Source organism: Kribbella hippodromi (genome assembly GCF_039531045.1).
GTDB classification, from domain to species: domain Bacteria; phylum Actinomycetota; class Actinomycetes; order Propionibacteriales; family Kribbellaceae; genus Kribbella; species Kribbella hippodromi.
On the sequence record NZ_BAAAPH010000006.1, the window covers coordinates 280,080 to 301,123 of the forward strand.

The following is a 21,044-nucleotide window of genomic DNA, read 5'->3' on the forward strand; positions in this document are numbered from 1 at the left end:
CTACTCGTGTCGTAGTGCGTCGATGGGACGGAGGCCGGCGGCTCGGTGGGCCGGCATGCTGCCGAAGAACAGGCCGACGGCCGCGGACACGCCGAGCGCGAGTCCGATCGACGACGGCACCAGCACCGGCTGCACGCCGGCCAACTGGAAGCGGGTGACGATCAGCGCCACTCCGACCCCGACTCCCCCGCCGATCAGGCTGAGCAGCGTCGCCTCGATCAGGAACTGGCCGAGGATCGTCCGCCGCCGCGCGCCGAGCGCTTTGCGGATACCGATCTCGCGGGTCCGTTCGGTGACCGTGACCAGCATGATGTTGGTGACGCCGATCCCGCCGACGACCAGGCTGATCGCGGCGACGGTGGCCAGCAGCGCGGTGAAGGTCGCGGCGGTGTCCTGGCTGGTTTGCAGGATCTGCGCCGAGTTGGTGATCCGGAACGGCGAGGTCTCCGTCGCCGGCACCTGATGCCGCGCCGTCAGCAGCTGAGTGACCTCAGCCTGCGCAGTGTCGACCCGGTCCGTGGCCGCGGCCTGTACGACGATCTGGCTCAACGCCCCGTACCCGGCCTGCGTCGCGCGGAGCGTGGTGATCGGAACAATCGCGGTCGCATTCGGATCGTTGAAGCCGGTGCTGTCCTTGCTCGCAAGTACGCCGAGGACCGTGAAGTCGACTGCGCCGAGCTTGATCGTCCGGCCGACCGCGGACGCCGGCCGGGTGAACAGTTCGGTCGCAGCGGTCTGGCCCAGGAGGATCACCCGCCGCGACGCGTCGACGTCCGCCTGGGTGAACGATTGCCCGATCTGTACGGGCGTGTTCGTCGCCGGAAGGTACTCCGGGGTCGTACCGATCACCTGGTTCACGGTGTAGCTGGTGTCACCGTTGGTGGCCGTACCGGAACTGGTCATCACCGGCGCGACCGACGCCACGTCCGGTGCGAGCCGTTTGTCCGCGAGGGCGGCCGCGTCGTCGAGCGTCAGGCTGTACTGCTGGTTGGCCGGCCCGGCTTGTCCACGGACGAATCCACCACCGCCGCCGGTCGTGGAGACGGTCAGCAAGTTCGTACCCATCGCCTCCAGCCGCGACTGCACCGCCTTGCCCGAACCGTTGCCGACCGCAACCAGCACGATGACCGCGCCGACACCGATCGAGACGCCGAGGACGGTCAGCAAGGAGCGCAGCTTGTTCGCGGTCAGCCCGCGCAGCGCGGCGCCCATCAGGTCGCGTGGCGACATCAGCGGGTCACCTCGTCGGCCACGATCCGGCCGTCGGACACCTGTACGAGCCGCCGCGCCCGCGCCGCCACCTCATGCTCGTGCGTGATCACCACGATCGTCCGGCCGTCCGCGTGCAGGTCGTCGAACATGGCGAGTACTTCTTCGGTCGAGTGCGCGTCCAGGTTGCCGGTCGGTTCGTCGGCGAGCAGGATCCGCGGGCCAGTCGCCAGCGCGCGGGCGATCGCGACGCGCTGCTGCTGGCCGCCGGACAGTTCGTTCGGCCGGTGCCCGGTACGGTCCGCGAGGCCGACCAGCTCCAGTGCCCGCCCCGCGCGCCGGCGTCGCTCGGCCCGGCGCAGGTGCGCGTACGTGAGTGGCAACTCGACGTTGGCGAGCGCGGTGGTCCGCGGGATCAGGTTGAACGACTGGAAGATGAAGCCGATCTTCCGGCCGCGCACGAGTGCCTGCTGGTCCTCGCTCAGCCGCGCGACGTTGCTGCGATCCAGCCAGTACTCCCCGCGCGACGGCACGTCCAGGCAGCCGAGGATGTTCATCAAAGTGGATTTGCCGGACCCGGACGATCCCATCACCGCCACGTACTCACCGGCCTGGACCTGCAGCGACACGCCCCGAAGCGCATGCACGGCCGTCTCGCCGCTGCCGTACGTCTTGGTGACCTCCCGGATGTCGATCAGGGCATCAGCGGCCACGGAAACCACCCGCGCCACCATTCCCAGCGCCCCCGAGACCACCGGCCGGGAACTGACCGCCGCCCTGCTGACCCGTCCGCCCCTGACCTGACTGTCCTGCCTGCGAGCCGCCTATCGCGCCCTGCAGCAGCTCGATCTGGTCGCCTTCGTTCAGCCCGGACATGACCTGGGTGAAGCTGTCGCCGCGGACCCCGACCTTGATCTCGCGCGTGCCGCCGCCGTTCGCCATGGTCACCGTGTACGTCGACCCGCTGGTGCTGATCGCCGTACTCGGGACGTACAACGCGTTCGCCGCCTTCGCTGTCTGCACCGTGACATTGGCCGTCTGCCCCATCCGCGCGTTTGCCGGCAGCTTCGCGAGGCTGAACGTGGCCGAGTACGAGACGACTCCGTTCGTCGTGGTCGGAGTCGGCGAGACCGATGCCAGCGAGGCGGTGAACGTCGTACCCGGCTCGGCGTTCAAGCTCACGGTCGCGGACTGGCCGGCCTTGATCTTGATCGCGTCCGCCTCCGCGAAGGCGGCGACCACCTGCAACGTCTTCAGGTCGGCGATGTCGGCAAAGCCGGTACTCGTGGAGGCTGAACCTTGACTTGAGGTCGAGCCTTGCCCGCTGCTCCCAGTACTTGAACTGGACCCACTGCCCGAGCTGGACGCACCAGAGCTCGACCCGCCGGAGACCGAGCCGACCGACCCGTTGATCGCCGTGATGGTCCCGGCGATCGGCGCCTTCAGCGTGGTCGCGTCCACCGCCGCCTGCGCGGCCTCGACGTTCTGGTCGGCCTGCTCCTTGTCCGCCTTCGCCTTGGCCAGACTCGCCTCCGCGTTGCTGACGGCAACTTGCGGGCTCTGACTCTGCCCTTGACCTTGAGACTGGCTCTGCTGACTACCCCCGGAGGTAGGTGTCGGTGAAGGTGAGGCCGAGGCTTCCTCGGCCGCGTCGAGCGCGTCCTGGGCGTCGCCCAGCGTCTCCTCGGCCGCGGTGACCGAGTTCACCGCCGCGATCTGGTTCTGCTGCGCGATCCGGAGTTGCCGCTCCGCCGCCGACGGGTCGATCTTCGCGATCGCAGCGCCCTTGGCCACCACCTGCCCGACCTTGACCAGCACCTGCGTGACCGTGCCCGACGTCTCGAACTGCGGCGACGCGGTCTGCGAGCTCTGCAGCGTGCCGCTGGAGCTGACGCTCGCGATGACCTCGCCGCGAGCCACCGCGACCGACGGCCGGGTCGCGCCGGCGGCCGGCGGGTCCTTCTTGAAGAACAGGAAGTACGCGGTGAGAGCGATGACCGCGACCATGGCCACCAGGGCCACGTTCACGAAGCTGAGGCCACGGAGCTTGTGGCGGGGTAGCACCATGGTCGGTGACGTTAAGCACGTTTGCTGAGGAAGAGATCCGCGCTTCCTGGCAACTGTCTGTGAACCGGATGCCGCTTCGGGACGTCGTACGACGGGCGCACGAGGGCGCCTCGCGACACACCGTAATTTGTGAACAAGTGATGACAGCCGGTGACGACGGTGTTGTCAGGTGCGTACATATGGCTCGGACATGCCAAAATGGGAATGATCCGGGCCGGCCGACCGTTGGCACGGATGACGATCTCGGAGGTTTGACATGTCTAATCGCGTACTGCGTGGTTCGGGGCTGGGTGGGGTCAGCTTCGAGGATGACCGCGGTGTCGAGTTCGCCCCGCGCCAGATGATCACGTACGACTGCCCCCGGGGGCACGTGGTCGAGGTGACGATGGCGCACGACGCCGAGGTGCCCGCGGTCTGGGAGTGCCCGCACTGCGGCAGCGAAGCCGCCCGGTCCACCGGCGAGAAGCCGGAGCCGAAGCAGGAGAAGCCGGCCCGTACGCACTGGGACATGCTGCGCGAGCGCCGGAGCATCTCGGAGCTGGAGGAGCTGCTGGCCGAGCGGGTCGAGTTGCTCCGCAAGGGCGAGATCGGCCCCGCACACCTGCACCGGACCAAGCGCACGGCCTGATCCGTACTCGAAGCCCTCACCGCAATGGCGCGGTGAGGGCTTCTTGTTGTCCCGAAACCCCGAGCGGCCTGAGAGGTTCAGCGCAGTGATCACCATCCCCATCAGCACCGATCTGCTCCGCGGCGCCCTCGATCTCGAGCCGACCGCGCGCGGCGTCCTCCCCCATCGCCTCCCAGCCTGGGCGCGGGCGCAGTACGACGACGGGCAGATGTCGTTGGTCGAGTCACAGCCGTCCGGAGTGCGGCTCGTGTTCAGGACTCAGGCGACCGTGATCGAGCTGGACACCCTGCCGACGAAACGTGACTACATCGGCGCCCCGGCGCGTACGGACGGTGTGTACGACCTCCTTGTCGACGGGCAGCTGACCGCGCAGGCGAGCGCGCCGGGCGGTGACGTGATCACGATCGACCTGGTCACCGGCACCACCGAGACCCGCCCAGGCGAACCGTCGACGTTGCGCTTCGAGGGCCTGGCCGACGCGCCGAAGACCGTCGAGATCTGGCTACCGCATGACGAGACCGCCGAGCTGGTCGCGCTTCGTGCCGACGCGCCGGCCGAGCCGGTTCCGACCTCGCGGCGTACCTGGCTGCATCACGGCAGCTCGATCAGTCACGGTTCGAACGCACAGCACCCGACCGGTACGTGGCCTGCTCTCGTCGCCGCGCGCGCCGGTGTCGAGCTGATCAACCTCGGCCTCGGCGGCAGCGCGTTCCTGCAGCCGTTCATCGCCCGGACGATCCGCGACACGCCCGCCGATCTGATCAGCGTCAAACTCGGCATCAACATCGTCAATACCGACAGCCTCCGGCTGCGCTCGTTCACGCCGGCGCTGCACGGCTTCCTGGACACGATCCGCGACGGCCATCCGGACACGCCGCTGCTGGTCGTCTCCCCCATCCTCTGCCCGATCCACGAGGACACGCCCGGCCCGACCGGCTGGGATCTGTCCGCCCTCGCCGCCGGGCAGCTCCGCTTCACCGCCACCGGCAACCCCGAGGAAGTACCGGCCGGCAAGCTCACGCTGACGGTGATCCGCGACGAGCTGGCTCGGGTGGTCGCACAACGCGCCAAGACCGATCCGCGGCTGCATTACCTGGACGGCCGCACCCTGTACGGCACCGCCGACAACGCCGCCAACCCGCTCCCCGACGACCTGCACCCCGACTCCCTCACCCATCAGCTGATGGCCGATCGCTTCGTCCAGCACGCCTTCGCCGGGCCGTTCCCGGGATAGGCCGGTGTGTCCCAGGGCCTTCCGCCGGGTACCGCGAGAGAGGACACCGAAGGAAGGCTGAGCGGATGCGCGGCGGCATGCTCGGGTATCAACGCAAGGACGAGGACTCCGGCGAGCGACTCGACCGGCATTGGAACGAGCTGCTCCAGGAACTACGGCTCGTTCAGACCGGTACGCAGATCCTGTTCGCGTTCCTGCTCGGGATCGCGTTCCAGAACCGCTTCGACACCACCGACGACTTCACCCACGTCGTGTACGCGTGCACGCTGGTCGCCGCCGCGCTGGCCGTCGCGCTCTTCCTCGCACCGGTCGCGTTCCACCGGGTGCTCTACCGGCAAGGACTGCGTGACCGGCTCGTCGTGATCACCGACCGGCTCGCGCGCGCCGGGATGGCGTTCCTGGTCGTCGCGATCTGCGGTGGCGTACTGATCGCGCTGGACGTCGCGTTGCCACGGACCGTTTCGGTCGTGATCGTGGCCGGCGTACTGCTCTGGTTCGTCGTCTTCTGGGTACTGATCCCAGCCTGGGTGCGGCGGAACCGGAAACAAGCGGACTGAGCGACGATTCGGACGATTACGGCCGGGTACCCAAGTGGTGTCCCGGTAGTGGTACAACCACGTGCCGCGCTTGACCGGGCTGCGACAGGCAGGACAACCCGCAATGACCACGAGTAGTCCGGTCCGCGTTTCCCGTACGCGAGCAACCCATGCCGCACAGTCCGCCCAGCTGGAGACTCTGCTCCGCCGGGCCCACGCCGCCCGCGGACGGCGGCGCGAAGCACTTCTCGACGAGGCGATTGTCGCGGGCGTACCGCTCGCCCGGACGCTGGCCCGCCGGTACCGGGGACGCGGCGTCGACACCGAGGACCTGGAGCAGATCGCCTTCGAGCACCTGGTCCGGGCCGTACGCAACTATCAGCCGAGCGATGACTCCGACTTCCGCTCGTATGCCGTGCCGACGATCCGGGGCGGCATCCGGCACCACTTCCGGGACAACGCCTGGGCGATCAAGCTGCCGCGCCGGCTGCAGGAGATCCAGTCCCGGGTAAATGCGGTCCAGACCACACTCGCGGTCGACCTCGGGCACTGGCCGAGCAACCGCGAACTGGCCGAAGCGCTGAACGTCGACATCCGCGAGATCATCGAGGCCGAGGAAGCCCGCGGCTGCTTCCAGCCCAACTCGCTGGACGCCCAGCCCGCGGCGGACGGCAGTACGCGCAGCGTGGTGACTCAGCTGGCCGATCCGATGGACACGTACGCGCTCGTGGACCAGATCCATGCGCTGCAGCCGGTGGTCCAGGACCTGCCGGATCGTGATCAGCTGATCCTGCGCCGGCGGTTCGTCGATCACCGGACCCAGGCGGAGATCGGAAACGAGATCGGCGTCAGCCAGATGCAGGTGTCGCGGCTGCTGCGCGCGATCCTCGGCCGGCTGCAGCTGGCGCTGTCGGCCTGATGGGTCTTCGTCCAGCGGTTGTACCTGGGCCTGCGAGCAGGCGCGATGCATGATGAAAGGGTGACGGAGATCGGCGGACGTGACCCAGAGACAGCGGAGCTGACGGCGGACCTCGCCGTGGTGCCGGCGGCCGTGCATCCGGCAGGGGTCGACCCTGACCAGACCGCGGAGAGTTTCGCCCGGCTGGCGCTCGAGATGCACGAGGCGATCGGGGTCGAGGAGACCGTCGAGACCGTGGTCGAGTACGCGCTGCAGGCGCTGAGCTGCGACTACGCCGGCGTCGCCCTCAGCAGCAAGGGCGGTCACGGCGAGGTGCCCGCGGCAACTGACCCGGCCGTCGCCGCGATCTACCACTTTCAGATGGGTGGCGGCGACGGGCCGCTGCTGCAGTGCATGCGAGAGCGGACGACGGTCGAGATCCCGGACACCGTCCGGCTGCAGCAATGGCCCGAGTGGACCAAGAAGGTGCTCGAGCTCGGCGTACGCAGCATTCTCGACGTACCGCTGTGGACCGGGAACGCGGCAGTCGGGGTGCTCGGGCTGTACAGCAAGGTGCCGGACGCGTTCGGGCCGGACGAGGTGGCGATCGCGCACATCCTCGCCCGGCACGCCGCCGTCGCCGTCGCGACCGCCCGGCGCGAAGAGCACCTCAAGGTCGCGGTCGACGCCCGGAAACTGGTCGGCCAGGCGATGGGCATCCTGATGGAGCGGTACGACCTGACCGGCGACCTCGCCTTCGAAGTGCTCCGCCGGTACTCGCAGGACACCAACACAAAGCTCCGCGAAGTCGCCCAGCGCCTGATCGACACCAGGCGCCTGCCAAACAGCTGATTTCACCGCCGAAATCCCTCGCCGTGCATTCTTGCTAAATCGAGCGCATGAATGAAACCAGCGCATTCCGAATGCATTCTGTGAGGCTACGAATGCGTACCGGACTTCTGCGTTCCGGTTTTACGCGCGGCGCGTTTCGGGCCTGACCCCCCGGGTACCGCGAGGCCCGGCACAGCACGGGAAGAACACTTTCCGGGCCATCGCGTGAGGGGCAGGGAATTTCGATGAATACGACCGCGAAAGTCGCGGCGGCGATCGCGAGCGGCTATCTCCTCGGCCGGACCAAGAAGCTCCGCATGGCTGTACTGGTCGGCGGCGCCCTGGCCGGAAAACGCATCGCCACCAATCCACGCGACCTCGGCCGGCAGCTCGGCGACCTGATCGACCAGAACCCCGAACTGTCCCGGCTCTCCGACCAGCTCAAATCCAAGCTCGTGCACGCGGGCCGCGAAGCAGCTGTCGCGGCTGCCGCTCATCAATTGGATCGGGTCACCAACTCCATCCACGACCGCACCGACCGGATTCGGTACGGGAAGCAGGCGGATGACGCGGACGAGGACGAGTACGACGACTCGGATGAGGAGTACGAGGACTCGTACGACGAGGACGAGTCGGCGCCCGAGGACGACGAGTACGAAGAGGGCCCGGAGGACGTGGGCTCGGAAGATGAAGACGCGGGCCGGTCCGATGAGGACGAGACGGGTGCGGACGAGGCGAGGAGTTCCGGACGGCGCGAGAGCCGGAGGGGTGCTGCCGCGCCGAGAACCGAAAAACGCCCCGCCCGCAAGACCGCAAAGAAGTCAGCCAGTCGAGGCCCGACCTCCAGCTCCACCCGCTCAAGCTCCAGCAGCTCCGGCAGGTCCACCAGCTCCAGTGGCTCCAGTGGCTCCGGCAGGTCCAGCGGCTCTGGCAGGTCCGGCTCGGGCGACTCCGGCGACTCCGGTGGCTCCAGCGGCTCTGGCAGGTCCCGCTCCGGTGGCTCCGGTGAGTCGGGTGGCTCTGGACGGTCCGGCGGGGCGAGTGGCTCCGCTTCCAAGCGGGCGGCTTCGAAGCGCGCTACCTCCAAGCGGGCGAGCTCTGGCGGCTCGAGCTCCAGCCGCTCGGGTTCCAGTTCCGGTTCCAAGCGGGCGAGCTCCAGCTCCAGCTCGGGCTCCGGCTCCGGCTCGGGGCGGTCGGGCTCCAGTTCTGGCTCGGGGCGGTCGGGGGCCGGGGCGGCGCGGTCGGGTGCTAAGCGGACCAGTGCTGCGAGTTCCGGTTCTGGTGGTTCTACCTCTAAGCGGGCTGCCTCGAAGAGCGCTGCCTCCAAGCGGGCTGGTTCGAGCTCCGCGGGGGCGCGGAAGACGAGTACGTCGCGGAGGCCGGCTGCCAAGAAGAGCGCGAGCAAGAGTACGGCGAAGAAGACCGCTAGCGGTTCTGCCCGGAAGCGTGGGTGATCGGCGATGGCAGCCCAACGTGCGAGAGAGCGGGACCGGGAGCGAGACGAGCGCCGGGACGACGAGCGCGGCCGCGACCGGCAGCACCGGGAGCGCGGTGGCGACGGAGGTCGGCAGGGCGATGGCGCCCGGGGACGCGGCAACAGCGGCCGGGGCCGTGGCGACGGTGATCGTCAGCGGGGCGATGGCAGTCGGGGTCGCGGCAACGGTGATCGTGAGCGCGGCGACGGTGGTCGTGAGCGGGGCGACGGTGGTCGTGAGCGGGGCGGTGACAGCGGGCAGGGGGTGTCGTTGCTGGAAGAGTTGCCGGTGGATCGGTTGCGGGAGGAGTTGGGGGACGCGCTGATCGCGGTGGCGGAGCGGGCTATTGATGTGGTCGGTGACAAGGTCGGCGGGCTGACTGATCGGCTGACCGGCGTCGCCGAAGAAGGGCTCGGGAGCGGCGGCGGGCTTCTTGGCGGTGGTGGAGTCAAGGGGTCGATGATCGGCGGGGCGATCAAGGGCGGCGTATCCGGGATCAAGGACAAAGTGTCCGACGTAACCGAGAAGCTCACCGGTGGGGATTCCGGTGACTCCGGTGGTTCGGGTGGCGGACGTGCGACCAAGGCGACCAACATCGTCGAGCAGATCGACGTCGGTGTGCCGGTTGATGTCGCGTACAACCAGTGGACGCAGTTCCAGGACTTTCCCGGGTTCATGAAGAAGGTCGAGAGCGTCGAGCAGGAGTCCGAGGAGAAGCTGGTCTGGCGGGCGAAGATCGTCTGGTCGCACCGCCGCTGGGACGCCACGATCGTCGACCAGGTACCGGATGAGCGAATCGTGTGGCGGTCGTCCGGTCAGAAGGGTCATGTGGACGGGTGCGTGACCTTCCACGAGCTCGCGCCGAACCTGACGCGGATCTTGCTGGTGCTCGAGTACTACCCGCAGGGGCTGTTCGAGCGGACCGGAAACCTGTGGCGGGCACAGGGCCGGCGGGCCCGGGCGGAGCTCAAGCACTTCCGCCGGCACGTGATGACCCGGACGATCCTCGACCCCGATGAGGTCGACGGCTGGCGCGGCGAGATCCACGACTCGGAAGTCGTCCGCGGTCCGGATGAACCCGAGGACGAGGAAGAGAACCCGGAGGACACCGACGACGCCGACGACGCCGAGGACTCGGAGGACTCGGACGAGTACGACGAGGCGGACGCGGATCAGGACGAGGACGCCGACGCCGAGCGCGACGAAGACGAGGACGAGGGCGACGAACCCGAGGACGACTACGAAGACGAGTCGGATGAGGGCGACGAGGCGGACTCCGAGCAGGACGAGTACGACGACGCGGAGGAGGACGGCGAGTACGCCGACGACGGCGACGACGGCGACGACGCGGAGGACGCAGAGGACGCGGACGAGTACGACGACGCTGATCAGGACGAGTACGAGGACGACGAGCTCGAACCGGAAGACGAAGCCGACGAACCCGAGGACGAAGCCGACGAACCCGAGGACGAAGCCGGTGAGGCGGAGCCGGATGACGAGTGGGACGAGGAGTACGACGAGGACGAGTACGAGGACGACAACGTGGCGCGGAGCCGGCGATGACCGGCACCCGGTGCGGGATCACGGCTGGTGGAACGACGGACAGGACGGAGATGACTGATGACGGTTTCGGCGGCGGGGCAGCGGCGGTCTGGTGGGTATCTCGAACGGCCGGCGCCGAGCAGTCTGGCCGACGTGATCGACACCATCCTGGACAAAGGGCTGGTGATCGATGCGTACGTTCGGGTGTCGCTAGTCGGGATCGAGCTGATCACGATCGACGCCCGGATCGTGATCGCGAGCGTGGACACGTACCTGCGCTTCGCTGAGGCGACCAACCGGCTGGATCTGTACCAGCAGGGTGGCGAGTCGCTCCCCGAGGCGGTTCAGGACATGCAGCAAGGGGGCGCGCGTGGACGTACCCGGGGCATTCTCAGCGGCGTGAAGGACTCGGCCAAGGAAGCACTGCTCGGCAGCGACGACGACGATTCCCAGCAGCGTTCACGCCGCGGCAGCCGGGACGAGGATGAAGACGAGCGTGAAGAGCAGCCCGAGCGCCGGCCGCGGCGCAGGCCCGCGGACTCCGCGCGCCGAAGCCGGAGGTCCTCGGAATGACCGGACTGAACGCATCGGATAGTGAGGTCTGCTACGTGTACGGCGTCACCTTCGAGGACACGAAGTTGCCGGACGGACTGCCCGGGATCGGCGGCCGGCCGGTGGAGCTGGTCCGTGACGGTCGGCTCGGCGCGATCGTCACCGGGCTCGGCGCCGAGGAACGGATCGGCCGCCGCGAGCAGCTGTTGGCGCACAGCCAGGTGCTCGACGCGGTCGCCGAAGTGGCGCCGGTGGTGCCGTTGCGGTTCGGCACAATGGTGACGGGCCGCTCCGAAGCCGCGGCGCAGATCTTGGACGCGGCCCAGGACCACCTGATCGGTCTGCTGGAGAGCGTCCGCGGCCGCTCCCAGTTCACCCTGCATGCCAGGTACGAAGAGGACCAGGTGCTACGGGAGATCGTTGCCGACGACCCCCAAATCGCCGAGCTGAGCCGGCAGACGCGCGATGCGCCGGACGACACGACGCTCAACGCACGGCTCCGGTTGGGCGAACTCGTCGCGGCCGCGTTCGAACGGAAACGTGAAGCCGACGTACCGGTGGTGCTCGGGCCGATCGCGGAGCACGCGGTAGCGCACAGCATCCGTACCGGTGCGAACAGCCCGGACCGGCTGGCGGACGCGGCGTTCCTGGTCGACGACGAGCGGCGGGGCGAGTTCGATCGCGCGGCGGAGGGCGTGGCGCGGGCGCTGGCGGGGCGGGTACGGCTGAAGCTCGTCGGCCCGACGGCGCCGTACGACTTCGTGACGGAGATCTGATCATGGGACTTCTCGGCGTACTGACGTTGCCCTTGGCACCGCTCCGGATGACTGTCGCGATCGCGGAGAAGCTGCGGGACCAGGCACTCCGCGAGTACTACGACCCGGACCGGATCCGTACCCAGCTGGACGACATCGACCGGCTGCGGCGCAGTGGCGTACTCGCCGACGCCGAAGCGGATGCGCTCGAGGAGGACCTGATCGGACGGCTGATCGAAGGACGAACCGGAGAGTGATCCACGATGCCCGCGCCCCGCAAAACCACCCAACCACCCCGGAAGAAGGCCCCCGCCGAAGAACAGCACGGTGGTACGACCCGGAAGACGGCCTCCGCAACCGACGGTGCGCCCCGTCAGACGGCCGCCGCGAAGGATGGTCGGTTGCCGCTGAAGCAGGTCGTGTTGCGAGCGGCGGGCGAGCTTGGTGAGTTGATCGGGCAACCGCCGGAGGGTGTCGTCGCGGTCGATCGCGAGCACGACGACTGGAAGATCCAGGTGGAAGTCGTCGAGTCGCACCGGATCCCGGAAACCACCGACATCCTCGCGATCTACGAACTGGTTGCCGACGGCAAAGGACAGCTTATCTCCTACCGCCGGCTCAACCGGTACGTGCGCGGACGTTTCGAGGAGTGACTGACGATGACCACACTGGACCGCCGGCCCGCCGGCGGGTACGGCATGACCCGCCCGGAGCCGGAGAGTCTTGCCGACCTGCTGGAACGGGTGCTGGACAAGGGCGTGGTGATCGCCGGTGACATCCGGGTCGACCTGCTGGAGATCGAGCTGCTGACGATCCGGATCCGGCTACTGCTGGTGTCGGTCGACAAGGCCACCGAGATGGGCATCGACTGGTGGACCCGCGACCCGATGCTGTCCGCGTCCGCCGGCGACAACCAGGAAGAGCTCGAACGCCTCCGCCGCCGCGTCGAGGAACTGGAGGGCAAGAGCGAGGGCGAGGCCACCGGTGAGTGACCTCGGCTCGTACATCTACGCGGCCGGCCGCATCACCGGCGACCTCGGCGACGTCCACGGCCTCCGCGACGCGCCGCTGCGAATAGTCCGCTGGCAGGAACTGGGCGCGATCGTGAGCACGGTCGACCTGGACGAGTTCGGCGAGGCGCCGCTGCGCGAACATCTCGAGGACCTCGGCTGGCTGGAACAGGTCGCCCGCGACCACGACCGCGTCGTCCGCGCGGCCTGGTCCGCGACAGGCGCGGTGGCGCCGTTCCGCCTCGCCACCATCTGCCGCACCGACGAGGCGGTCCAGGCCCGGCTGGTCTCCCTGTACGACGAACTCACCCAGGCCCTGGATCGAGTCATCGGCCGCAGCGAATGGACCGTGAAAGCCTTCCTCCGCACCGAAGCTGAAGAAGCCGAGGAACCGGAACCAGCAACGCAATCCGGTACGGCGTACCTGATGCGCCGCCGGGCAGAACTGGACGGTCAACGCCGGGCAGCCGTCGACGCGCAAGCAGTTGCCGACGACGTACACCGCGAACTCGCTCAGGCGGCCGATGCCGTCCGGCGACTACCGCCGCAGGACCGGCGGCTGACCGGGTACACCGAGGCGATGATCCTGAACGGCGCTTACCTGGTGGACGATCGCTCGGCCGGGCGGTTCCGGGCCGCGGTTGCGGAGCTCGCCGCCCGGCGTCCGGCAGTCCGGCTGACGCTGGACGGGCCCTGGCCGCCGTACTCGTTCACGTCCTTGGAGTCGGCGTGACCACGACGCAGCCGATCGCGCTGGTCGACCTCCTGGACCGGCTGCTCGGCACGGGTGTCGTCCTGGAGGGCGATGTGATCATCTCCCTGTCCGGCATCGACCTGGTCGAGATCCGGCTGGCCGCCCTCATCCGCACCATCACCGACGACTCGCTGGCCCGATCGGAGGGACGATGACCGACCACGTACGCAGCCTGCCGCAACGCATCGAAACCGATCCGGAGACGGTCGAACGCGAACTGTTCCGCCTGGTCCTGACGATCATCGAGCTGATCCGCCAGCTGATGGAACGCCAGGCCGTCCGCCGGATCGACGACGGCGGCCTCGCCCCGGAGCAGATCGAGCAACTCGGCCTCGGCCTGATGCACCTCGACGAGGCCGTCACCACCCTCCGCGACCGCTACGACCTCACTCCCCAGGACCTGAACCTCGACCTGGGGCCGCTCGGCACGCTCCTCGACCCGTGAACCGCTTTCCGCCGGCCGGAAACAGGTGCTTGAGCCGGCCGTGGGATGGGCACCAGGGGTGTATGGCGACCAGAGAACAGCGGATGCGGGTGGCCGGCCCGGGCCGGGTCCCGCAGTTGAGGTATGTCAGGACGCTGGACTGTGACGCGGACCGCCTGTGGAGCGTGGTGACAAGGCCCGGGTTGCTCAGTCAATGGCTCGGGGCAACGATCATGAGCGACGCCCAGTACGGTGGATTCACCGTGTCGACCGGTGTCAACGCACTCGAACCTGGGCAGCACACCGACCAGCAGACGGGGATGGTCACGACCTGCGTGCCGCCGCACTACTTCCAGGCCACCTGGGACGCACCGCCGCACCAGCCGAGCACTGTGCTCGTCGACGTGGTGCCCGGTGCGCACGACGCCCACCTCATCCTCACCCACGGTGGACTCCCCCAGGACCTGGTCGAGAGCTATGACATGTTCTGGACGACAGCCCTGAACCGGCTCCACCAGTTCATCGGCGGCCGCCTCCCGGCGCACCCCGCCCGCTGGCAGATCCCACCCACGGCCGGCGGCGCCTAGGCCCATCCAGCGAGACAAACAGTCTCGCAATATGAAACCTGCCTTAGGCTCGGAGCCATGGTCGAAGCAGTGGCACTGACACAGCCTTGGCAGGTACGGTTCCGGGCCGCGGGCAACGAGGGCGTCGCCGACACCCAGAAGAACGGCATCGGCGGTACGGCAGGACTGCGCCCGCACGAGCTCCTCGAAGCAGCGCTGGCCACCTGCCTGACGATCTCCGGGCGGATGTTCCTGACCGAGCTCGGCGTCGACGACGAGCACCTCAAAGTCAGCGTCGACCTCGGTCGCGAGGAAACCGTCACCCGCTTCCGCTATCAGGTCGAGCTGGGACCGGCGGCCGAGCCACATCGCGAAGCCGTGCTGGCTCGGCTCGAGGCCTCGCCGGTGCGGAGGACCTTGACCAAGACCCTCGTGTTCGAAGCGGTTACTTCGGGTCGATGACCTCGCCCTGGATCACATCGCCACTGGACGGCCGCGGCTGAGTCGCGCCTGGCATGAACGGTGGGGTGAAACCGGCCGGCGCCAGGTTCGCGGTCCGGCGGCTGATGTAGCGATCGGCGACGCGCCGGGCCAGCGGCCGCGTAAACGGCAGCAGGAAGAACAGCCCGAGTACGTCGGTGACGAATCCGGGCAGGATCAGCAGCGTGCCACCGATCAGCACCAGCGCACTGTTGGTGAGCTCACGCCCGGGCAGCTTCCCCGACTGCAGCGAGCCCTGCAGCGCGTTCCAGGCCCGCCGACCCTCGCGCTTGACCAGCCAGGCGCCGACCAGGCTTTCCAGGACGAGCAGACCGATCGTCGGCCAGCCACCGATCAGGTGACCGACCTGGATGATGACGAGAATCTCCACGACCGGCACACTCAGCAGAGCCAATCCGAGCAACCACGGCATGTCCTACCCCTTCCGGCGACTCCTACCAGTGTTACAGGCCAGCACGAGCCCGATCAGTCCAAGACCGCTCAGCACCCATTCCGGCCAGCCGCCGAGCTTGGTGGCGAGCGTCTGGCCGGTCTTCAGCGGCACGTCCGCGACGTACACGTCCCGGGTACCTTCGGCCGACTTGTGCTCGACTGTGCCGTCCGGCCGGATCACGCCGGAGATCCCGCTGGTGGAGGCGATCAGCACCTCGCGGCCGGTCTCGATCGCCCGCATCCGGGTGATCGCGAACTGCTGCTCCGGCTGACCGGTCCCGGTGTACGTGGCGTTGTTCGTCTGCACGATCAGCACCTGGGCGCCGCCCTTCACCACATCCCGGATCACGTTGTCGTACGCGAGCTCGAAGCAGATCACATCGCCGTACGTGACGCCCCGGATCGGCATCACCCCTGGACCCTTCCCCGGGATGGTCTGCGCACCGATCATTTCCAGCCGCTTGATGTACGGCAGCAACTGCTTCCGGAACGGGATGTACTCCCCGAACGGCACCGGATGCCGCTTCGCGTACCGCTGCCCGGGGCCGGTGTCCGGGTCCCAGACGATGCCCGTGGTCTGCCGCTCGTTCGGCCCAGGTCCTTCGGTGACGGCACCGACCAGGATCGGTACGCCGACCGCCTTGACCGCCTGCTCGATGTCCGCCCGCGTCTCGTCGTCCTTGTACGGATCGATGTCCGTCGAGTTCTCCGGCCAGATGACCAGATCCGGCTTCGGCTCCTTGCCGGCCTGGACCGCCTTCTCCAGCTCGAGGGTCGCGTTCAGATGGTTCTTCGTCACCGTCCGCGCCCGGCCGAGGAACTCCAGGCCCTTGCCCGGCACGTTCCCTTGCACGATCGCCGCCTTGACGGTCTTCCCGTCACTCGCGTTCGACAGGTGGATCAGCGAGCTCCCGAAGACGATCACCAGGCCCGCGACCAGCGCCATCGCCCGAATGGGCACACCGCTCGTACGGCGCAGCACCGCGTACACGAAGACGCCGAGCAGCGCGACCACGAAGCTCAGTCCGGCGACGCCGACGTACGCCGCGAGCCGGCCGAGCGGCTGGTCCGCGAACGCCCACGCCAGCCGCCCCCACGGGAACCCGCCGAACGGCACCGACGCGGTCGCGAACTCGGTCGCGACCCACAGACACGGAATCCACAGCATCCACAGCCGCAGCTTCAGCACCCGCGTCGCGAACAGCCCGAAGACCGCGTAGAACAGCCCTTCCAGGATCGCCAGCGCGATCGCCGCGTCGCCGCCGATCACGCTCAGCCACGGCACCATCACCGCGTAGTACGTGATCCCGAAGCCGGCGCCGACCAGGAAGCCGGCTTTCATCGAGATCCCGGTCAGCGCCGCCAGCAGCAGCGGGACGGCGACGATCGTCAGCCAGGGGTAGTTGTGCGGCGCGAACGCGAACGCCAGCGCCGCCCCGCCCAGCGCAGCCACCGCGATCCTCGGCAGCAGCCGCCCCAGAGCCTTCAACCGGTCCACGCGGTAACCCCTTTGTCCTCACGAACCGGCGGACGCCGGTCGCACGACCGTACAACGTCGTGGCGGCGCCAATGTATCCAGTCAGCGACCATCCCCGGTCAGCAGCAGCCGGGCGGCTCCCGGTTCGAGCGTGAAAGTCGGCGCGGACTCCTGGTACGAGCCCGTCGCGGGATCGAACGCGGTCACCGGACCGTTCACCGTGACTTCACTCGCCGTCTCGAAGCTGGCGTTGCACACGAGCAGGTGGCGGTCGCCGTACTCCCCCACCACCGCCGCGTCGGTGTGCCGGACCGAGCGCCAGGCCAAACCGGAAAGCTCGTTGCCGACCGGCCGGAGCCAGCCGTTGTTGAGCTGCTTGACCACCTCGTAGCGATCGGTCCGGAAGCCGTCGTGCAGCAAGGCGGGTTCGAAGCTCTCACCACGGGACGGATCCGGGGTCCAGTACGTGAAGTACTGGATGCCCGTGTACCCGTACGCCAGGGCAGTGTTCACCTGCCAGGCGATCTCCGCCGCGTTCGGCGTGCGGTGCCCTTCGTACGCGAGCGTCTGGATGTACAGCCACGCCGGTACGCCGGCCCGTGTCGCGTGCTCGCGGATCACGGCCAGATCGCCGAAGTACCCCTCGTCGTACGCCCCGTCCGCCAGGAACGGGTAGCGGTCGAAGGACACCAGCGCGGGTTTGACCGTGTCCACGAAACCACCGACGTACTCGTCGTACTCCCCCGTCGCGTGACTCGGGAAGAGATTGACGTACGGGAGCTGTCCGCGATCCCGGACCGCGGCGACGCCGACCGCGAGGCGCTCGTACCGTTCCGGGTACGGCTCGTCCATCAGGCTGATGCCCCGGAACGACGGATGACCCGCGTAGTCGTCGATCACCTTGCCGATCAGCTCACGGGTCTGCTCCGCGGGCAGGTCCAGGTCCTTCATCACCACGTCGACCCGCGGGTCCGAGGCGACCAGCATCCCGAGCCCGGTCCGGTGCGCGCAGGTCAGTGCGTGCTTCAGGATGGTCCGGTCGCTCAGGTAGTTGCCGGTGATGACCAGGTCGATCCCGGCGTCGGCGATCTCCTGGTACCGCTCGGTCGTGGTCTCGTGCGGTGGAGGCGGCCAAAAGGCAGCGATTGTAAAAGACACTCAGGCCCTCATCGGTTCATGCCGGCGGTCAGGCCGGCGACGATCTGGCGCGTGGCCAGGACGAACAACACCACCAGCGGGATCGTGGTCATCACCAGCCCGGCGAACAGCGTGCCCCAGTCGTTCTGGAACTCGCCGAAGAAGTGCGTCAGGCCGACCGGCAAGGTCAGCTTGCTCTCGTCCCGCATCAGCACCAGCGGATAGAAGAAGTCGTTCCAGATCGGCACGAACTGGAACACCACGATGGTCGCGATCGCCGGCCGGACCAGCGGCATCATGATGTGCCAGAAGGTCGAGAACATACCGGCTCCGTCCAGCGACGCCGCCTCGTCCAGTTCGTCCGACAGTTGATGGAAGAACGCGGTCAGGACGAACACGTTGAACGGAATCGACCCGGCCGCGTACACGAGCACGAGTCCGAGCCGTGAGTCCACCAGACCCATGCTCTGCAACAGGTAGAACAGCGGCAGTACGCCGAGGTGGGCCGGCAGCGTCATGCCACCGATGAAGTACGCCGTGAAGAGCGACCGCCCGCGAAACACGTACCGGCCGAGCGGGTATGCCGCCAGCAACGACACCGCCGCACCGAGGAGAACAGCGGCGACCACGACGACCACCGAGTTCACCACGTACGTCGAGAACGATGCCTCCGTCCACGCCTTCGAGTAGTTCGCCAGACTCGGCCGCGTCGGCAGCCCGAGCGGCTTGTCGAAGATCTCGGCGGTCGGACGGAGCGAGCTGATCAGCATCACCACCAGCGGTGACATCGAGAAGGCGGCGTACCCCCAGAGCAGGACCTTGACCCAGATCGCCTTCGACTGGGTCACGAGCGGCTCCTCAGTACGCGCTGCAGCACCAGCGTCGAGCCGAAGATGAACGCGAACATGAACACCGCCAGCGCCGACGACGTCCCGATCGCGTTCACGTCACCCGAGGCGAACGCGGTCCGGTAGAACAGCAGACCGAGGACGTCGGTCGAACCGGCCGGTGCGCCGTTCGAACCGCCGAGGGCGTAGATCAGCGCGAACGCGTTCATCGAGCCGATGAAGCTCAGGATGGTGACGGTCGCCATCGCCGGCCGCAGCAACGGCAGCGTGATGTGCCAGAACACCTTCCACGAGCTGGCGCCGTCGGTGCGCGCGGCCTCGTTGAACTCCGGCGGGATGCCGCCGAGCGCGGCACTGAACAGCAGCATCGGGAAACCGACCCACTGCCAGGTGTTGATCAGGATCACGGTCAGCAGCGCGGACTTCGGGTCACCCAGCCACGGCATCGCGAGCGACTCGAGACCAGCACTGCGCAGCAGCGAGTTCACCGGACCGAACGTCGGGCTGAGCAACAACGTCCACAGATAACCGATGACCAGTGGGTTGACCAGGTACGGCAGCGCGAACATGGTCTGCAAAGCGCGTTTGCCACGGCGTACGGCGAACAACGCGACCGCGAACGCCAGGCCGAGGGTGTTCTGGACCAGGATCGTCCCGGCCAGCAGCAGGAAGTTGTGCCCGAGCGCGGACAGCAGCTCGTTCCGGAACGCCTCGGTGAACAGGTGCGAATAGTTGGACAGCCCAATGAACGTGGACCGCAGCGTGCCCTTCCACTCGAACATGCTGTAGGTCAGGCCGGTGAACAGCGGATAGACGACGAAGACGGAGTAGAGAAGGAAGGCGGGGACGACGAACAGGTACGCCGCCCTCCGCCTGGTGCCACTCAGAGCCATGTGGCCACACTCTTGTCGAGCCGTGCCGCAGCCTCCTGCGCGGTGATCCGGCCGAGCAGCATCTCCTGCAACGCCTTCGAGAACACGGTCTGCGAGGACGGGTTGCCGTACGCGAACTCGTTCATGAAGTACGCGGCGCCGTGCTCACCGAAGGTCGTCGAGACCTGCTTGAGCAGCGGGTCCTTCGGCTCCACACCCGGTACGGCGGACAGCTGCTCGAGCGTGTCGGTGTACAGCTGACCGTACTGCTTGGTCGCCAGCCAGGACTCGAACTTGAGCGCCTCGGCCTGGTGCTTGCTCTTCGCGCTGACACCGTACGAACCGTCGGTGAAGCCCGGCAGCAGGCCCTCTCCACCGGCCGGCGCGGGCGGGGTGAAGACGCCGAGTTCGACGTTCGGCGCGTTCTTGCCGAAGAAGCCGAGCTCCCACAGGCCACCCGGGTACATCGCTGCTTTGCCGGACGAGAACAGGATCTGCGCGTCGGTGTACGAAACGCCGGCCACGTTGTCCGGGAAGTACGGCTTGAGCTTGTTCAGCTCGTCGATACCGGCCACGAACGCCGGGTCGGTGAACTTCTTCTTCTTCGCCTTCACGTCGGCCAGGAACGCGTCGCCTCCCCACTGCGACGTACCGAAGATGCTCGCCGCGATCGGCAGCACCCAGTCGTCCTTGCCACCGAACGCGAACGGGATGATCTTGTTCGCCTTCAGCTTGTCAGCCGCGGCCGTCATGTCCGCCCAGGTCTTCGGCGGCTGGATGCCGTTGTCGGCGAAGATCTTCTTGTTGTACACGACTTGCAGCGTCTGGACGGCGAACGGGACGCCGTACACCTTGCCGTCCTTGTCGCCGGTCGCGGCCCGCAGCACGTTCTTGTCGAAATCCTTGAGGCCCGGGACCTGCTCGGTCGTCAGCGGCGTCAGCCGGCCCGCCTCGACCAGCGGCTGCAACTGCGCACCGGGGCGCAGCCAGGCCAGGTCCGGACCGCTGTCGCCGGCCAGACCGGTGGACAGGATCGTGTCGTACTCCGTGGCCGCGGTGAAGGACCGGGCCTCGATGTGGACGTTCGGGTTCTCCTTCTCGTACTGGTCGAACATCTTCTGGTAGTTCTCCGCCGGGCCCCAGCCCCAGACCGACAGCGTGACCTTGCTGCCGGACGACGAGGACGAGGAATCGTTGGAGTTGCTCGGAGCGCAGGCGGCAGTGACGCAGAGCAGGGCTGCGGCTGCCAGGCCGGCTAAACGGCGCATGGCGGTAATCTCCTGGATCGGCTTCGGC

26 protein-coding genes are annotated in these 21,044 nt (G+C 68.0%); 17 read left to right on the plus strand and 9 right to left on the minus strand.

Annotation, left to right across the window (positions count from 1 at the left end):
• The 3 genes from ABD260_RS11965 to ABD260_RS11975 are packed head-to-tail and all read right to left on the minus strand — an operon-like array spanning position 1 to position 3,276.
• Positions 1 to 1,230, minus strand: coding sequence for an ABC transporter permease (locus tag ABD260_RS11965; protein WP_344233504.1), 1,230 nt, complete (start codon positions 1,228 to 1,230; stop codon positions 1 to 3).
• Entirely contained in the window at positions 1,230 to 1,922 is a 693-nt protein-coding gene (locus ABD260_RS11970; RefSeq protein WP_344233505.1) for an ABC transporter ATP-binding protein, read from the minus strand. The genes ABD260_RS11965 and ABD260_RS11970 overlap by 1 nt, the downstream gene beginning before the upstream one ends.
• On the minus strand, positions 1,912 to 3,276 hold the full coding sequence (locus tag ABD260_RS11975) for an efflux RND transporter periplasmic adaptor subunit (protein WP_344233506.1): 1,365 nt from the start codon (positions 3,274 to 3,276) through the stop codon (positions 1,912 to 1,914). The genes ABD260_RS11970 and ABD260_RS11975 overlap by 11 nt, the downstream gene beginning before the upstream one ends.
• 256 nt (positions 3,277 to 3,532) lie before the next feature.
• Between ABD260_RS11975 and ABD260_RS11980 the strand changes: the two genes are divergently transcribed.
• The 17 genes from ABD260_RS11980 to ABD260_RS12060 all read left to right on the plus strand — a co-directional run bounded on the left by ABD260_RS11980 (position 3,533) and on the right by ABD260_RS12060 (position 14,943).
• Positions 3,533 to 3,904, plus strand: coding sequence for an RNA polymerase-binding protein RbpA (locus ABD260_RS11980; protein WP_130448290.1), 372 nt, complete (start codon positions 3,533 to 3,535; stop codon positions 3,902 to 3,904).
• 85 nt (positions 3,905 to 3,989) lie between these two features.
• Entirely contained in the window at positions 3,990 to 5,138 is a 1,149-nt protein-coding gene (locus ABD260_RS11985) for a GDSL-type esterase/lipase family protein (protein WP_344233507.1), read from the plus strand.
• 65 nt (positions 5,139 to 5,203) lie between these two features.
• Positions 5,204 to 5,695, plus strand: a complete 492-nt coding sequence (locus ABD260_RS11990) for a DUF6328 family protein (protein ID WP_344233508.1) — start codon at positions 5,204 to 5,206, stop codon at positions 5,693 to 5,695.
• Positions 5,696 to 5,798: 103 nt separating this feature from the next.
• A complete protein-coding gene (locus tag ABD260_RS11995) occupies positions 5,799 to 6,593 on the plus strand; it encodes a sigma-70 family RNA polymerase sigma factor (protein WP_344233509.1) in 795 nt (264 codons plus the stop codon).
• A gap of 45 nt (positions 6,594 to 6,638) precedes the next feature.
• Positions 6,639 to 7,424, plus strand: coding sequence for a GAF and ANTAR domain-containing protein (locus ABD260_RS12000; protein ID WP_344233510.1), 786 nt, complete (start codon positions 6,639 to 6,641; stop codon positions 7,422 to 7,424).
• Between the two features lie 224 nt (positions 7,425 to 7,648).
• A complete protein-coding gene (locus ABD260_RS12005; RefSeq protein ID WP_344233511.1) occupies positions 7,649 to 8,857 on the plus strand; it encodes a hypothetical protein in 1,209 nt (402 codons plus the stop codon).
• Between the two features lie 6 nt (positions 8,858 to 8,863).
• Positions 8,864 to 10,441, plus strand: a complete 1,578-nt coding sequence (locus tag ABD260_RS12010) for an SRPBCC family protein (RefSeq protein WP_344233512.1) — start codon at positions 8,864 to 8,866, stop codon at positions 10,439 to 10,441.
• A gap of 57 nt (positions 10,442 to 10,498) precedes the next feature.
• Positions 10,499 to 10,993 (plus strand): gas vesicle protein GvpJ, encoded by a 495-nt coding sequence (gene gvpJ / locus ABD260_RS12015; RefSeq protein WP_344233513.1) that lies wholly within the window; start codon positions 10,499 to 10,501, stop codon positions 10,991 to 10,993.
• A complete protein-coding gene (locus ABD260_RS12020) occupies positions 10,990 to 11,748 on the plus strand; it encodes a GvpL/GvpF family gas vesicle protein (RefSeq protein ID WP_344233514.1) in 759 nt (252 codons plus the stop codon). Before gvpJ ends, ABD260_RS12020 begins: the two co-directional genes overlap by 4 nt.
• Before the next feature lie 2 nt (positions 11,749 to 11,750).
• Positions 11,751 to 11,984, plus strand: coding sequence for a gas vesicle protein GvpG (locus ABD260_RS12025; protein ID WP_344233515.1), 234 nt, complete (start codon positions 11,751 to 11,753; stop codon positions 11,982 to 11,984).
• Positions 11,985 to 11,990: 6 nt separating this feature from the next.
• Complete coding sequence (locus ABD260_RS12030) at positions 11,991 to 12,380, plus strand: gas vesicle protein GvpO (protein WP_344233516.1); 390 nt, start codon at positions 11,991 to 11,993, stop codon at positions 12,378 to 12,380.
• Between the two features lie 6 nt (positions 12,381 to 12,386).
• The gene (locus tag ABD260_RS12035) at positions 12,387 to 12,719 is read left to right on the plus strand and encodes a gas vesicle protein (protein WP_344233518.1); all 333 of its coding nucleotides are present in this window, start codon (positions 12,387 to 12,389) and stop codon (positions 12,717 to 12,719) included.
• Complete coding sequence (locus ABD260_RS12040) at positions 12,712 to 13,470, plus strand: GvpL/GvpF family gas vesicle protein (RefSeq protein ID WP_344233519.1); 759 nt, start codon at positions 12,712 to 12,714, stop codon at positions 13,468 to 13,470. Before ABD260_RS12035 ends, ABD260_RS12040 begins: the two co-directional genes overlap by 8 nt.
• Positions 13,467 to 13,646, plus strand: a complete 180-nt coding sequence (locus ABD260_RS12045; protein ID WP_344233520.1) for a gas vesicle protein — start codon at positions 13,467 to 13,469, stop codon at positions 13,644 to 13,646. Before ABD260_RS12040 ends, ABD260_RS12045 begins: the two co-directional genes overlap by 4 nt.
• Positions 13,643 to 13,936, plus strand: coding sequence for a gas vesicle protein K (locus ABD260_RS12050; protein WP_344233521.1), 294 nt, complete (start codon positions 13,643 to 13,645; stop codon positions 13,934 to 13,936). Before ABD260_RS12045 ends, ABD260_RS12050 begins: the two co-directional genes overlap by 4 nt.
• Before the next feature lie 62 nt (positions 13,937 to 13,998).
• On the plus strand, positions 13,999 to 14,502 hold the full coding sequence (locus ABD260_RS12055) for an SRPBCC domain-containing protein (protein WP_344233522.1): 504 nt from the start codon (positions 13,999 to 14,001) through the stop codon (positions 14,500 to 14,502).
• Between the two features lie 57 nt (positions 14,503 to 14,559).
• Positions 14,560 to 14,943 (plus strand): OsmC family protein, encoded by a 384-nt coding sequence (locus tag ABD260_RS12060; protein WP_344233523.1) that lies wholly within the window; start codon positions 14,560 to 14,562, stop codon positions 14,941 to 14,943.
• Here the strand turns inward: ABD260_RS12060 and ABD260_RS12065 are convergent.
• The 6 genes from ABD260_RS12065 to ABD260_RS12090 form a co-directional block, all read right to left on the minus strand.
• Positions 14,927 to 15,394 (minus strand): FxsA family protein, encoded by a 468-nt coding sequence (locus ABD260_RS12065; RefSeq protein ID WP_344233524.1) that lies wholly within the window; start codon positions 15,392 to 15,394, stop codon positions 14,927 to 14,929. The two genes, ABD260_RS12060 and ABD260_RS12065, sit on opposite strands and share 17 nt — an antisense overlap.
• 3 nt (positions 15,395 to 15,397) lie before the next feature.
• Positions 15,398 to 16,912, minus strand: a complete 1,515-nt coding sequence (gene lnt / locus ABD260_RS12070; RefSeq protein ID WP_344233525.1) for an apolipoprotein N-acyltransferase — start codon at positions 16,910 to 16,912, stop codon at positions 15,398 to 15,400.
• Positions 16,913 to 16,993: 81 nt separating this feature from the next.
• A complete protein-coding gene (locus ABD260_RS12075; RefSeq protein WP_344233526.1) occupies positions 16,994 to 18,049 on the minus strand; it encodes a hypothetical protein in 1,056 nt (351 codons plus the stop codon).
• A gap of 8 nt (positions 18,050 to 18,057) precedes the next feature.
• Positions 18,058 to 18,876 carry a carbohydrate ABC transporter permease gene (locus ABD260_RS12080; RefSeq protein WP_344233527.1) on the minus strand — a complete coding sequence of 273 codons (819 nt, stop codon included), beginning with the start codon at positions 18,874 to 18,876 and terminating at the stop codon, positions 18,058 to 18,060.
• Positions 18,873 to 19,769 carry a carbohydrate ABC transporter permease gene (locus ABD260_RS12085; RefSeq protein WP_344233528.1) on the minus strand — a complete coding sequence of 299 codons (897 nt, stop codon included), beginning with the start codon at positions 19,767 to 19,769 and terminating at the stop codon, positions 18,873 to 18,875. Before ABD260_RS12085 ends, ABD260_RS12080 begins: the two co-directional genes overlap by 4 nt.
• Complete coding sequence (locus tag ABD260_RS12090; RefSeq protein WP_344233529.1) at positions 19,760 to 21,016, minus strand: extracellular solute-binding protein; 1,257 nt, start codon at positions 21,014 to 21,016, stop codon at positions 19,760 to 19,762. The genes ABD260_RS12085 and ABD260_RS12090 overlap by 10 nt, the downstream gene beginning before the upstream one ends.
• Positions 21,017 to 21,044: the final 28 nt, after the last annotated feature.